The organism is Hymenobacter psoromatis, from assembly GCA_001596155.1.
In the GTDB taxonomy this organism is placed as follows: domain Bacteria; phylum Bacteroidota; class Bacteroidia; order Cytophagales; family Hymenobacteraceae; genus Hymenobacter.
Genome location: CP014771.1, coordinates 398,125 through 410,791 on the forward strand (window position 1 = coordinate 398,125; position 12,667 = coordinate 410,791).

Annotated in this window: 12 protein-coding genes; 7 read left to right on the forward strand and 5 right to left on the reverse strand. The window is 56.2% G+C overall.

Annotated elements, in window-relative coordinates; all coding sequences use genetic code 11:
- Positions 1–454: 454 nt before the first annotated feature.
- The 4 genes from A0257_01825 (at position 455) to A0257_01840 (ending at position 3,404) form a co-directional block, all read left to right on the forward strand.
- Positions 455–1,363: a hypothetical protein gene (locus tag A0257_01825; GenBank protein ID AMR25958.1), complete on the forward strand. Its 909-nt coding sequence runs from the start codon at positions 455–457 to the stop codon at positions 1,361–1,363.
- A gap of 10 nt (positions 1,364–1,373) precedes the next feature.
- The gene (locus A0257_01830) at positions 1,374–2,780 is read left to right on the forward strand and encodes a radical SAM protein (GenBank protein ID AMR25959.1); all 1,407 of its coding nucleotides are present in this window, start codon (positions 1,374–1,376) and stop codon (positions 2,778–2,780) included.
- Positions 2,777–3,076: a hypothetical protein gene (locus tag A0257_01835; protein ID AMR25960.1), complete on the forward strand. Its 300-nt coding sequence runs from the start codon at positions 2,777–2,779 to the stop codon at positions 3,074–3,076. Before A0257_01830 ends, A0257_01835 begins: the two co-directional genes overlap by 4 nt.
- A gap of 67 nt (positions 3,077–3,143) precedes the next feature.
- A complete protein-coding gene (locus A0257_01840) occupies positions 3,144–3,404 on the forward strand; it encodes a hypothetical protein (GenBank protein ID AMR25961.1) in 261 nt (86 codons plus the stop codon).
- 20 nt (positions 3,405–3,424) lie between these two features.
- Here A0257_01840 and A0257_01845 read toward each other — a convergent pair whose 3' ends face one another.
- Together A0257_01845 and A0257_01850 are read right to left on the reverse strand one after the other, a co-directional pair.
- Positions 3,425–4,249 carry a hypothetical protein gene (locus A0257_01845; GenBank protein ID AMR25962.1) on the reverse strand — a complete coding sequence of 275 codons (825 nt, stop codon included), beginning with the start codon at positions 4,247–4,249 and terminating at the stop codon, positions 3,425–3,427.
- Between the two features lie 87 nt (positions 4,250–4,336).
- Entirely contained in the window at positions 4,337–5,311 is a 975-nt protein-coding gene (locus A0257_01850) for a hypothetical protein (protein ID AMR25963.1), read from the reverse strand.
- Positions 5,312–5,494: 183 nt separating this feature from the next.
- On the opposite strand from A0257_01850, the gene A0257_01855 reads away from it, so the two are divergent.
- Positions 5,495–6,334, forward strand: coding sequence for a hypothetical protein (locus A0257_01855; GenBank protein ID AMR25964.1), 840 nt, complete (start codon positions 5,495–5,497; stop codon positions 6,332–6,334).
- 193 nt (positions 6,335–6,527) lie between these two features.
- Here the strand turns inward: A0257_01855 and A0257_01860 are convergent, their stop codons facing one another.
- Together A0257_01860 and A0257_01865 are read right to left on the reverse strand one after the other, a co-directional pair.
- Positions 6,528–6,743, reverse strand: a complete 216-nt coding sequence (locus A0257_01860) for a hypothetical protein (GenBank protein ID AMR25965.1) — start codon at positions 6,741–6,743, stop codon at positions 6,528–6,530.
- Positions 6,744–7,016: 273 nt separating this feature from the next.
- Positions 7,017–8,357 (reverse strand): hypothetical protein, encoded by a 1,341-nt coding sequence (locus A0257_01865; GenBank protein AMR25966.1) that lies wholly within the window; start codon positions 8,355–8,357, stop codon positions 7,017–7,019.
- Between the two features lie 148 nt (positions 8,358–8,505).
- On the opposite strand from A0257_01865, the gene A0257_01870 reads away from it, so the two are divergent.
- Entirely contained in the window at positions 8,506–9,297 is a 792-nt protein-coding gene (locus A0257_01870; protein ID AMR25967.1) for a hypothetical protein, read from the forward strand.
- A gap of 365 nt (positions 9,298–9,662) precedes the next feature.
- A complete protein-coding gene (locus tag A0257_01875; protein ID AMR25968.1) occupies positions 9,663–10,406 on the forward strand; it encodes a hypothetical protein in 744 nt (247 codons plus the stop codon).
- A gap of 213 nt (positions 10,407–10,619) precedes the next feature.
- Here the strand turns inward: A0257_01875 and A0257_01880 are convergent, their stop codons facing one another.
- Positions 10,620–12,530 (reverse strand): ABC transporter ATP-binding protein, encoded by a 1,911-nt coding sequence (locus A0257_01880; protein ID AMR25969.1) that lies wholly within the window; start codon positions 12,528–12,530, stop codon positions 10,620–10,622.
- Positions 12,531–12,667 lie beyond the last annotated feature (137 nt).

Here is a 12,667-nt window from a genome sequence, read left to right on the forward strand (position 1 = left end):
ATGACGACGGATTTGTAGATTGCGCCATTGCCGCCAATGCCAAGTGTCTCGTCAGTCACGGCCGCGACTTTCGGGCATTGCGAGATGTAAAGTTTCCGAAGGTAGCGGTGGTGGATACGGAGGCATTTCGGGAATTATTAGATAAACAGTCAAGAAGATGATTGATATTGATTATCAAAAGCACCAGCCTACCACTAAGTACAAGAGAAATAGCTTGGACTGTTATCTGTGTTATGCTCGTAAAAAGCTTGTTATTTCTACTCCAGAAGAGGCTGTTCGACAAGCTGTGATAAAGTATTTCATTGAAGTACTACAAGTTCCTGCTAATAGCATTGATGCAGAAGTTCCAATGAGTCACTATACTAAAGGACAAAAAGGAAGGGCTGATATCATTGTTCGAGGACATCAGGATGCGCCTCTAATACTAATAGAGTGTAAAGCACCTACTCAGTTTTTGTCGGACGCAGTAGTGGAGCAGGTTAAGCGATACGATGAATTTGTTCAAGCTAGGGTGCTATTAGTGACAAACGGGATAGAGTCGTATGCTGCGGAACGGGATGAAAAAGGTAGTTGGCGTGAGTTATTGAATATGCCAACCTATTTAGAATTAGTAAACAAGAATTCGCTTGACTACTTGGAATATGAAGAGTTGGAATATGAGCGGGTTGATTTTAGCAAGCCCATTCCAGGAGATATTCTGGCAGAATGTTTCGATAACGGATATATAGGAGAAGAAACAAATCCTAACCTTTATCCTATAATTTTTAACCTAATGGGCTGGCTATTTGATGCCAAAGATAAAATATTGCCCAAAGTATTGGATAAAGTTCAATTGATTGAAGATGCAGGCATCCGTCTTGCTCAGTTTGGTAATGCTGGTGGAGGTGCTTTTGGAACGGAATATCGGTACTTTATACTGAAGGACCGTGAGCAGAATAACCAAATTATTTCACTGACCATAACCGGGATAATGAAAACTGTGAATGACCCGCAGTGGGGTAATCGAAATGGTGCTACGATTCTAGCAGTTGCAATTGATGATTTTAAGTCAAGTCACATGTCGCTTGAGCTTAGGCTTGATAAGTACGTAACTTTAGAAAAGAATACAGCTACTATTTGGCACGATGGTACACTAACTGTTGGTAAACTTGGACAAGCCAAGCGGAAAGCTGTAATTGAGTACATATTCTCAAAAGCACCATACCTAATTAATGATGCAGGTAAAATAATTTTAGGTGTTTTTGATTTGGTTCAAGAAATACATTCTAACCAGTTGCAAACACAAAGCTTCTTGGAGAACCTGATTTTGTACGCGCTATTGCGTGATGAATACCGTCAGTTACACAAGAAATCAATTAGGTAAATCCCCTCCTATGCCTGAACGCCCCTACACCTACTACGACTTCACCCTCAGCCTGTGCCCGCAGTGCCTGCGGCGCATCGAAGCCAAAATCGTCTTTGAGGACGGCAATGTGTTCATGCTCAAGCGCTGCCCCGAGCACGGGCGGCAAAAGGTGCGCATCGCCACCGACATCGAGTACTACAAAAGCATTCGTAACTACGTGAAGCCCAGCGAGACGCCGCGCCGCTTCAACATGGCCACGCACTACGGCTGCCCCTACGACTGCGGCCTCTGCACCGACCACGAGCAGCACTCCTGCCTCACCGTGATTGAGGTGACCGACCGCTGCAACCTCACTTGCCCCACCTGCTACGCTGAAAGCAGCCCTACCCACGGCCGCCATCGCACCCTCGAAGAAATAGAGGCGATGCTCGACCTGGTAGTGGCCAACGAGGGCGAGCCCGACGTGGTGCAGATTTCGGGCGGCGAGCCCACGCTGCACCCGCAGTTCTGGGAAATTCTGGATATGTGCAAGCGCAAGCCCATCAAACACTTAATGGTGAATACCAACGGCGTGCGTCTGGCCAAAGACGAAGCTTTTGTGGCGCGGCTGGCTACCTACTCCGGCGCGTTTGAGGTGTATTTACAATTCGACTCGTTCCGCGAGGAAGTATTACTCAAAATGCGCGGCCGCGACCTGCGCGAGGTGCGCCAGCAGGCCATTGCGAACCTCAATAAATACAACCTCAGCACCACGCTGGTCGTGACCCTGCAAAAGGGGCTGAACGACGACGAGATGGGCGATATTATCGACTACGCGCTCAAGCAGAAGTGTATTCGCGGCGTCACGTTTCAGCCCACCCAGGCCGCCGGCCGGCTCGATAATTTCAACCCCGAAACCGACTCGTTTTCGCTCACCGAAGTGCGCCAGGGCATCATCGACCAAAGCTCGGTTTTCACGGCCGCGGATTTACTACCCGTGCCCTGCAACCCCGACGCGCTGGCAATGGCCTACGCCCTCAAACTCGACGGCGAAGTGTTCCCGCTCACCCGCTATATCGACCCCGCCGACTTGCTCCAGAGCGGCGGCAACACCATCGTGTATGAGCGCGACCCGCGTCTGCGCCAGCACCTGCTCAAATTATTCAGCACCGCCAACACCGTTGATACGGTGGTGCCCGAAATGGACCAATTATTATGCTGCCTACCCCAGGTTTCGGCACCCAACCTGGGCTACGATAATTTATTCCGAATAATTATTCTGCAATTTATGGACGCCTGGAATTTCGACGTGCGCGCCGTGAAAAAATCCTGCGTCCACATCGTGAGCAAGGACCTGAAAATTATTCCGTTCGAAACGATGAATATCTTTTACCGCGACCAGGAAAAATTGGCGCGGCTGGAAGAATTACGCGGCGAACGCCTGGGAATTATATGAGCGAGCCCCAATTGCCGCCGCCCGCGCCGGAGGATAAAAAAACGGTTTCTTGGCCGCTGATACTCAATCTGGGCCTGTTGCTACTCGTGGTTGGCTTTAGCGGCGGCGAGGTGGGCGTTATTTCGAGCAGCGTGTTGGGGCTGGTTGTTATCAACGGGCTGGCGGCGCTCATCGTGCGTATTTCCGGTGGGCGCATGAGCTACGTTATCGCCTTCGTGCTCTCGTGCCTGGCGCTACTGCTGATTGGGCTCAGCGTGTGTGCGCTACTGCTGTCGAACATGGGCGGTATGCACTAATCAGCCTTCGCGCCTTATGGCTTTACCTCCAAAATCACCAGCCTCCAAGCATGGCCTTGTCGTGCCATTGGCGCTGAATGCCCTGTTGCTCCTGCTGGCCGGCGGTCTGGCATATTCATTAGTCACTCCAGATGCGGTGAGCGGTAAGCCTCACCCCAAGGACATTGCGTATGTGCTGTTTTTCACGGCCGTACTCCTTGCTGGTCCTGATGTATTCGCCATTCTGGTCGCAGCCTTGCTTCACAAGCCGCAGTGGATAAACGGCTTCGCCCTGGCTGGTCTGCTGGTATTTTTGATTGGCCTGGGGTCGTGCGGCTACATGTTGTAAGCGGGTAGGCGGGCCAGGTGTTAGGCCGGCGTGGGCTGGCACTTCGGGCAGCTATACGTGGCCCGGCCGCCCACGTAAAATTTCTCGATTTTCACCTTCGGGTGACGCGGGCAAAAGGTATGCGCGTCGCTGCCGGGGGTAGCCGACTCGTCCCACTCGCGGGCGTGAATGAGAAACGATTTCGGGAAAAGCCGGTAATTCGCCTCGTGCTGAATCGCCGTCGTCAACACTAATTGAATGGCGGCGTGCAACGCCGTGGTTTCCTTCTCAGACAAAGAATTACCTAAACGCTCGGGGTGAATTTTGGCCTGAAATAAAACCTCGTCCACAATCCAGTTACCGAGGCCGGCGGTGAGGCTCTGGTCGAGCAGCAGCGGCTTCACGAATACCTTGCGGCGGCTGAGTTTCTGGTGCAGCTCGGCGGCAGTTATTTGCAGCGCGTCGGGGCCGAGCTTCTTGGCTTTCTGGTACGCTTCGGCGCTATCGGCCAGCCGGATGCGGCCAAACTTGCGCGGGTCGATAAACGCCAAATTCAGGCCCGAATCGCTGAGCTGCCAAGCCACGCGGGTGAAGCGCGGGGCATCGGGCGCGTCGCGGTAGGCACCGATGTCGCCGGTCATGCCGAAGTGCAATACCAGCAGGCGGCCATTATCCAACTCCAAGAAGCAGTTTTTGCCCAGTCGGCCGGTGCCAGTAATGGTGCGGCCCAGCAGGGCGGCGCGCAGCTCGTCTTCGGGCACGGCCAGCACGTGCGCGTCGCGCACTTCGAGGCCGGTAATCGTCTGGCCCACGGCCACTTCGTCTATAAAACGGCGGTAGGTTTCGACTTCGGGTAATTCGGGCACGGTAGGTAATTAGCAGTGAACAAGGAATAATGAGCAATGAACAGTTGAGGCCAACCCCATTGTTCACTGCTCATTGCTCCTTGTTCATCACTTTAGCTTGGCCACGCGCTGGCCGGCGCGGTCGTACACGTCGCCGCTGGGCGTTATGAAAAGCTGGTGCTGGCGGTCATCTTCGAGCACGAACGGAAAAGTAGTGTCGCCGGTGCGGCGCAGGTGGCCTACTACCTGCGCCTCGCGCACGGCCCCGTCGTCGTCGGCGCTGCTTTCATCGGCCAGGCGCACCACGTTCAGGGCGCTGGTCAGGTAATACGGCTCATCAGGGTTAGCGCGAAACGTGAGCTGCCCTACCAGCCGCACGGGTGCGGCGCTGGCGTTGCGGGCAAGTGGGGCATCGTTGTCGTCCTGGTCATCCTCGTCGGCTTCGGCCGCGGGGCGGGGGGTAGGGGCCAGCGCGATGGGCTGGGCCGACGGCTGGGCACCCGCCCGGTTGCTGGCCGCAATCTGGGCCGTGGCGCGGTTCCAGCCGCGGCTGATGGCGGCCAGGCGCGGGGCCAGGCCGGGATGGGTTTCCGAGCCTTCCTCGGGCGACACGGCGGCCATCGCGGCCTGCGCCTGGGCGAGACTGGCCCCCAGGCGGCGCAGCACGAAGCCTGAAAACTCGTCGGCCTCCAACTCGTCCTGCGGCTGCGAGCCGCCGCCGCGCAGCGTGTGGCCGTTGAGGTGGTGGCCCATCTCGTGCGCCAGAATGCTGATGCCGGCCCAGTCGGTGTGGCCGGCGCGGTTCACGGCCGCCAGAAACTGCGGGTTATAGAGTAGGTAGCGCTTGCCGCCGTACACCACGGCCGCGGCATTAGCTACCTGGTCGGTGGCGCGCAGCTCGAAGCGCGGCTGCAAGCCCACGGCGTCGGTTATTTCGCGGATAATGCCGGCCGCCTGGCTAGCGGGCATGTCGGCGGGGGTAGGGGCCTGCGCCCGGCTGGCCGGGGCCGCCGCCAGCAGCAAAAGCGCCGACAGACCGGCAGCTACCGCCAGCCGGCGAAAAACGCGAGGAAGAAGGAGCATTGCGGGGCTTGGTTGGTAATTATTAACTGACAGCTAGTTGTCATTGCTTGCTGCGCAACGCGCTCGCTATGACGGACGATTAGCGGGAAGTCCAGTATAAAGACAACGTTACGGCCGACCTTTTTCGTTTAACGAAACAGCGACTAACAGTGGTCGCTGCTACCCCGCCCCTTTCCTTCAGCCATGACCACCACCGCTCATTTGGACACTGACCCCGCTACGCCGGCCGTGCGGGTGCAGCCCGGCGTTCCGTTCCGGCTCGCCGACATTGACCCGAATAACACCGAGCCATTTTCCCGTCACCAAAAAAAGCTGCGCGAGCGTCAGCAAGAACTGCGCAAGCAGCTCAGCGACTACCAGGTAAACCTCTACGCGGAGGACCGCCGTAGCCTGCTGCTCGTGTTTCAGGCAATGGACACCGGCGGCAAGGACGGCACTATCCGGGTGCTGCTCACGGGCGTGAACCCGGCCGGCATCGAAGTGGAATCTTTCAAGCAGCCCAGCGCCGAAGAGCTGGCCCACGATTTTTTGTGGCGCATTCACCAGCACACGCCGGGCAAAGGCCGCATCGGGGTCTTCAACCGCTCGCACTACGAGGATGTGCTCGTGACGCGGGTCCACGGCCTCATCCAGCCCCTCACCTGGCAGCAACACTACCAGGACATCATCAACTTCGAGCAATTACTAACCCGCAGCGGCACCCGCGTTATCAAGTTCTTCCTCTACATCTCGAAAGAAGAGCAAGCCAAGCGCCTGCAATCCCGCCTCGACAAACCTAAAAAACGCTGGAAATTTCAGCCCGACGACCTCAAGGAGCGCGCCCTCTGGGACAGCTACCAGGTGGCCTACCAGGAAGCCCTGGCCGCTACCTCTACCCTCGATAGTCCTTGGTACGTGATTCCGGCCAACAGCAAGCGCGCCCGCGACCTGGCCGTCGCCGAAATCGTAGTGGCCGCCCTGGCCGAGATGAACCCCCAGCCGCCCGCCGCCACCTTCGACGTGGCCGCGCAGGTAATTAAGTAAGGAGTAGTAAGAGCAAGGGGAGTAAGTTGAGTAAAGTCGTTCAGAGTAGTTGAACGACCTTACTCAACTTACTCCCCTTGCTCTTACGCCCTATCTTATTCGAGATGGCAACGGGGAGTAGCGCGAACTACAACGTTCGCGCTACTCCCCGTTGCGTAACAGCAGTTACTCCCCTTGCTCTTACTACGCAACGCTAGTTCATCCAGAGCGTGGCCACCTGCTCGAAGCGGTGGGCGGCAAAGGCGCCGTAGGGGCGCTCGGCATAAAAGCCCAGCACGTGCACGTGGGCTCTGCCGGTTTGGGCGTGGGGTAGCACGCGCACCGGATACACGCGGCCGGCCGTGGGCCAGTCGCCGACGTAGCCCGTGGGGCGGGCCGTGTCGTCGATGCAGCGGGCAAATTGCTGCACGGGAAGGGGGGTAGGGAGCTGTGTCTTACGCATGACCAAAGATACGAAAAATTTGTATAAACTAAAAATTTTGGCAAAAATAATCCGGCGTAAAATCTCCCATTCAGGCGCGTTAACTGGGTGAAAACAAAATGAATCGGTTAGTTGTTGGGGCGGGGTTAGATTTACTAATATGGCTGGCTAATGATTGTTAGTCCCACTGCCTATTTACGCGAAAACCGTGCCGACCAGATTCAGGGTCAGCACGGTTTTTTTAGCGTGGCACGGGGCGGCTCAGCGCTTATTCAAATCCACCGCCTGGTAAGCGATGAGCAGGTCGGTGCGGGTGCCCGGCGGGCGGTAATACACCAGCAGGTCGTACTGGTTTTCGGTTTCTTGGTGGGTGCCTTCGAAGTAAATTTCGTCGGGCGCGGCCCCGGCGCGCTTGGGGGCCACGGCGTAATCGTAGTTGTAGTAGCCCTGCTTGAGCAGCGCGTGGCCGGTGTAGCGCTGTTGCAACGAGTCGTACGTCAGCCGAAACTCATCCTTGAGCTGCCAGTCGCTGAGCGCGCCAAATATGTACACCGGGCCGGGCGCGGGCTGCGCGGCCTTCAGGTTGAAGGTAACCTGGGCATAGTCGGCATTATAGGCCCCGTTGCCGTACTCGCGATTTTCGAATACGCGCTGGCCGTTGGCATCCACATACTGGTTGTAGGCCAGGCCGTTGCGGGTGGACTCTTCGAGCAGCTCCACCTGTGTCGGGGTGCCCTGGCGCAGCAGCCGCGCCACGCCCATGCCATTGGCCTGCAAGGAGCGGGTATCGAAGTAGCGGTACTCGCTCAGGCCCGGAAAAGCGTTTTCGTAGTTGATATACTGGTATTGCAGCACGCGGTCGGCATCGCTCACGAAGGTGGGGGTAAGGTTGTAGTGCGCATTGTCCCAGCGGAAATTCTGGCGCAGCACCACCTTCACCTCGGCGGCCGGGTTCACCAGCGCCACGGCGCTGTAATTGATGTTGAAGTTGAGCTGCTGGTAGGCGTAGCGCGCATCCAGGCCGCCGGCCAGAATGCCCTGTTGCAGCGTCGCAACCACTTGGTTTTCATACACTAGCATCCGGCGCGAGAGCAGCGGCGCGCCCGCCTGGTTCTGCACCACCAGCAGGTAATTGCCACTGAGCTTCACGCGCGGCACCTGCAAGGTGTAGTGGTAATAAGGCACTTTAGTATTGACCGAGGTCTGGTAGTTGGTGAGCGTAAACTCGTTTATCTCGCTCAGAAACTGCATGTCCGTGATTTGCGAGGGCGTCCAGTTCAGGTCGCAGTTAATGAGCTTGGCCGTGAGGCGCGGCGCTTGCTCGCCCAGCACGTCAAACTCCAGCGTCACGGGCTGCTCCTGGCTCAGCGGCACGATGGGCGGGTTGAAAATGTCAGTGGCCTGGCCCGTGGGCACGTAGCACTGCACGCTGCGCACGCTGGGGTCATATATATAGTCGAGGTAGCGCAGCGTGCGGTCGGCGTAGTATTCGGCCGGTTTCTGCTGGCTCACGGGCGCGTTGGGGTTGGTGATGGGGGTGCCCAGCGGCACGCAGCCGGCCGCCAGCAGCAGCAGGGGGTAGGAGAGGGGGCGAAAGCGCATGGAACGAAAGTACGGCCGTTCGTTTGGCGCGGCCGGCCGGCGCGCTACATTCGCCCGGTGGCTCCCAGTGCCGGTGTGAGCCGCAGCCGGCCTGGGTCGGGGTTTGGCCCTGGTCATTTCAACAAAACACAGCCGCTCCTCAACTTAAATGAAGCTTCGGGAAATCGTAAAACTGCTTGATGGCCAGTCCAACGCCACGCGGCGCGCGCTGATTATTGAGCATCTCGACGCGCTGGGCGTTCGCTACGTGGAGCAGAAATACGCCACTGGCACCAACCTGCTCGTCGATTTGGGCCGGGCAGCCGGTAAAATCGGGGTGGGTACGCACTTCGACCGCGTGCCCGTTTCGGCCGGGGCCAATGACAATGGCTCGGCCATTGCCGTCGGCCTCGATATTATTCGCAAGCACCAAAAAGCCGGCAGCGAAGCCGGCGTGCGGGTGTTTTTTTTCGACGAAGAGGAAGCGGGCCTCAAGGGCTCGCGGGCCTATGTTGCGCACTACGGCATCGCCAACCTGGCGGGGCTGCTCAATATGGAGCTGGTCGGAATGGGCGATAAGTTTGCCCTGTGGCCTGTAGATGGCTCACGCAGTGGGCCGCTGCTTCAGGCATTTGAGGCAGTTGCCCGGCGCCAGCAAATAAGTTGCCGCCGGTTTGACCAGATAGTGACCAACACCGCCGACCACGTGCCTTTTCGCCAAGCCGGGCTGCGCGACACCTTTACCCTAACGTGCATCACGGACCAGGATATGGCGATTGCGCAGCACTATTTCCAGGCCCTGGCGCAGCAGGCCGACACCACCAAGCTGATGGAAATACTGGCGCAGGCCCCGTTGTTCAGGCACTACCACCAGCCCACCGATACGTACGAAAAGCTGAGTGAAGCTGCGCTAGCCATGACGTCGGCCGCCTTTTGGGAAACCATTCTGGCTGCCCAATAAAGTTCTGGCCAACCTGAAATAAAGCCCCGTTGCAGCAGCACGGCAGGTTAGTTTTTGAGCGTACGCAAATTAGCAGGGGGTAGTACGCAGAAATGTGCGCTACCCCCTGCTAATTTGCGTACGAAGCAGGAATGCCCGCTGTCTGTGTTCCAGATTGCCAAGCGAGCATTCTCCCGTCGCCAATAATTCGAAATAAATCTTCCTGTATGAATAAAAATGCTCTTTTTCTCAGCCTGCTTATTTCGGTAGTCTGTAGCTCATGCTCCGTTAAATTAGCCGCGCTGGTTGATAAAACTCCTGAGCAGATACAAGCTGCCTACAAGGTGACAAAAGACGTATCCTACGGTGCTGATAAGGAGCAGGATATGGACATTTATCTGGCAGAAAATGTCAAGCAGTTAAAAAGTAAAAACTACACCATCGTTTTTCTGCACGGTGGCGGCTATTATATCAGCGACAAGTCGCGTGAGGAGCGGTACATTCAGCCTTATCTGAAAAAAGGCATGAATGTGGTCAATCTGAATTACCGAATTAAACGCGGAATTCCTGTTGCCACCGAAGATTTAACCTACGCGCTGAATTTTTTGAAAGCCCACAACGATACGTATCACCTGAATCTAGACCGGGTAATTCTGACGGGCTTTTCGGCCGGCGCGCACATCGCCAGCATGGTGGCGGTAACGGCTAACGACCCGACTTACCCCAACAAGCTGGACGCGGGAATTAAAATTGCCGGAGTTATCAACTTCTCCGGCCCGGTCGATGGCTTAGACGTGGTGGAAAAGGTATTTATGAGCAACGACGTGCCCATTATGAAGGAAATCGGTTTCGCGCTTTTCCCGGAAACCACCGATTATGCGCCCAAAGAGCTTATTCGAAAATACGAGCCGATAACGTATTTTGATAAAAACGACCCGCCGTTTTTTATCTGGCACGGCGGCAAAGACGACCAGGTGCCGCCCGAAACCTTTGTAAAATTCGTGGATTTGCTCAACGAAGACAAGCAAAAGAACGAAGTTCTTTTTATACCGCAAGGCCTTCACAGCCCCAATTCCGGCGAGCTAAAAGACGCTTACGTGGAGATATTTAAGTTTCTGGATAAGAAATAGTGCCTGCTCAGAAGGTTTCGAATTAATTAAAAAACGTCATGCTGAATAAAGTGAAGCATGACGTTCTTTCAATAGAACTTACTCAAATCGTCTGTCATTGCGAGCGAAGCGCGGCAATCGTACCCGAACGATGCCCGAACGATTTCGTTCTGGTGCGATTGCTTCGCTTTGCTCGCAATGACAAACGATTTGCGTGAGTCCTAATAAGAAATCTTACATTTCCGCTAGCATTTCCCAACGGTCATTCATCTTGGCCAAGTCCTTTTTGACCTGCTCAAATTTCACCGTTGTGTCTTTTAGCTGTGACGTGTTTTGATAAATTTTCGGGTCGGCCAATTGCTTTTCATAGATGGCCATTTCCTTTTCCAGCTTGTCGATAGTGGCTTCTACCTCGGCTATTTCGCGCAGGGCTTTCTTTTGGTCGGGCGAAGCGGTTTTAGTGGGAGTGGCTTCGGTTTTCTTCTCTTCTTTGGGCTGGGGCTTGCTGGCCGAAGGGCTGGGTAGGCCGGCTTTTTTGGCGGCTTTCTCGCGGTCCTCCTGCCAAAGCTCATACTCGGCGTAGGTGCCGGGGTATTCCTTGAGCTGGAAGTCTTCGATATACCAGATTTTGGTGGCCACGTTTTCCACGAAAAACCGGTCGTGACTGATGACGATAAACGTGCCCTCATACTGCTCCAGGGCCTGAATGAGGATGTTGACCGACACCATATCCAGGTGGTTGGTCGGTTCGTCGAGCAGCAGGAAATTGGCTTCCGAAATCAGGGTTTTGGCCAGCGCCACGCGGCTTTTCTCGCCGCCGCTGAGCACCTTGATTTTCTTGAATACTTCCTCGCCGGTGAACAGAAACGAGCCGAGTACCGAGCGCAATTCCATGTCGTTGCGCTTCGAGCCAGCCTCGCTCATCTCCTGCAAAATCTCGTTTTCCAGGGTCAGCGATTCAAGCTGATGCTGGGCGTAGAACGACATGATGACGTTGTGGCCGAGCTGGTGCTTGCCATCGGTGGGGGCTTCGGTGCCGGCCACGAGGCGCATGAGCGTCGATTTGCCCTTGCCGTTGGCCCCGATGAGCGCGATTTTATCACCCCGCTCAATGTGCACGTTGGTATCGCGGAAAATCAGCTTCTGGTCGTACTTCTTGGTCACATGCTCCATACGCAGCACGTGGCGACCGGGCTCCACCTTGAAGGTGAATTTCATGTTGATTTTGGCCGCGTCCTGGGCCACGTCCTCAATGCGCTCCATTTTATCGAGCGCCTTCACGCGGCTCTGGGCCTGCTTGGCTTTGCTGGCCTTGGCCTTGAAGCGCTCGATAAATTTTTCGGCCTGCCGAATCTGGGCCTGCTGGTTTTCGAAAGCACCTTTTTGGATGAGGTTACGCTCTACCTTTTCCTCCAGATAATAGGAATAATTACCAGCGTAGGGCACGAGCTTGCCGCCCAGCACCTCCACGGTAGTATTGGTGGTGCGGTCGAGAAACGCGCGGTCGTGGCTCACGATAATAACGGCGCCCTCGTAGTCGGCCAGGTAGTTTTCTATCCACTTGATACTGGGCAGGTCCAGGTGGTTGGTGGGTTCGTCGAGCAGCAGCAGCGAGGGCTGTTGCAGCAGGATTTTGGCCAGCATCACGCGCATCCGCCAGCCGCCCGAAAACGACTTCAGCGGCTTTAGCAATTCCTCGGTTGTGAAGCCCAGCCCTTCGAGAATCTCCTCGGCCTTGGACTGCATGGTGTAGCCGCCCAGCGCCTCGAAGCGCTCCTGTAGGTCAGCCAGCTTCTCCACCAGGTCGTCGGTGTAGTTGGTTTCGAACTCGATGAGGATGGCGTCGATTTTTTTCTGCAATTCCAGCGCTTCCGCGAAGGCTTGCATGGCCACGTTGAGGATAGACTCGTGGGTGTCGTAGCTCAGCAAATCCTGGTTGAGAAAGCCCAGCGAGACTTCCTTGCTCATCGAAATAGAGCCGCCGTCGGCTTTGTATTCGCCCACCAGCAGGCGCAGCAGGGTCGATTTGCCGGTGCCGTTCAGCCCAATCAGGCCAATTTTATCCTTGGGTTTGATGTGTAGGCTGGCATTGTCGTAGAGGGCACGCGAGCCGAAATGGAAGTCGAGGTCAGAAATGGAAATCATGGCGGGGCCGGCAGGGGCCACTATAAAAGCAAGTGAGGCGTGAAGCGGGGGGTAGGGCGAAAATCAGCCGCTGGCCCGCGCACGGGTGGCCACGCAAAGGTACGGCCAGTAGGGGCAGTAGCGCGCAGCTTCTGCTT

What these genes read in the sequence shown, in the direction of transcription:
- A0257_01855 (AMR25964.1), top strand. Translation starts at nt 5,495, where the DNA reads ATGACCACCACCGCTCATTTGGACACTGACCCCGCTACGCCGGCCGTG.
- A0257_01835 (AMR25960.1), top strand. Translation starts at nt 2,777, where the DNA reads ATGAGCGAGCCCCAATTGCCGCCGCCCGCGCCGGAGGATAAAAAAACG.
- A0257_01870 (AMR25967.1), top strand. Translation starts at nt 8,506, where the DNA reads ATGAAGCTTCGGGAAATCGTAAAACTGCTTGATGGCCAGTCCAACGCC.
- A0257_01865 (AMR25966.1), bottom strand. Translation starts at nt 8,357, where the DNA reads ATGCGCTTTCGCCCCCTCTCCTACCCCCTGCTGCTGCTGGCGGCCGGC.
- A0257_01880 (AMR25969.1), bottom strand. Translation starts at nt 12,530, where the DNA reads ATGATTTCCATTTCTGACCTCGACTTCCATTTCGGCTCGCGTGCCCTC.
- A0257_01850 (AMR25963.1), bottom strand. Translation starts at nt 5,311, where the DNA reads ATGCTCCTTCTTCCTCGCGTTTTTCGCCGGCTGGCGGTAGCTGCCGGT.
- A0257_01875 (AMR25968.1), top strand. Translation starts at nt 9,663, where the DNA reads ATGGACATTTATCTGGCAGAAAATGTCAAGCAGTTAAAAAGTAAAAAC.
- A0257_01830 (AMR25959.1), top strand. Translation starts at nt 1,374, where the DNA reads ATGCCTGAACGCCCCTACACCTACTACGACTTCACCCTCAGCCTGTGC.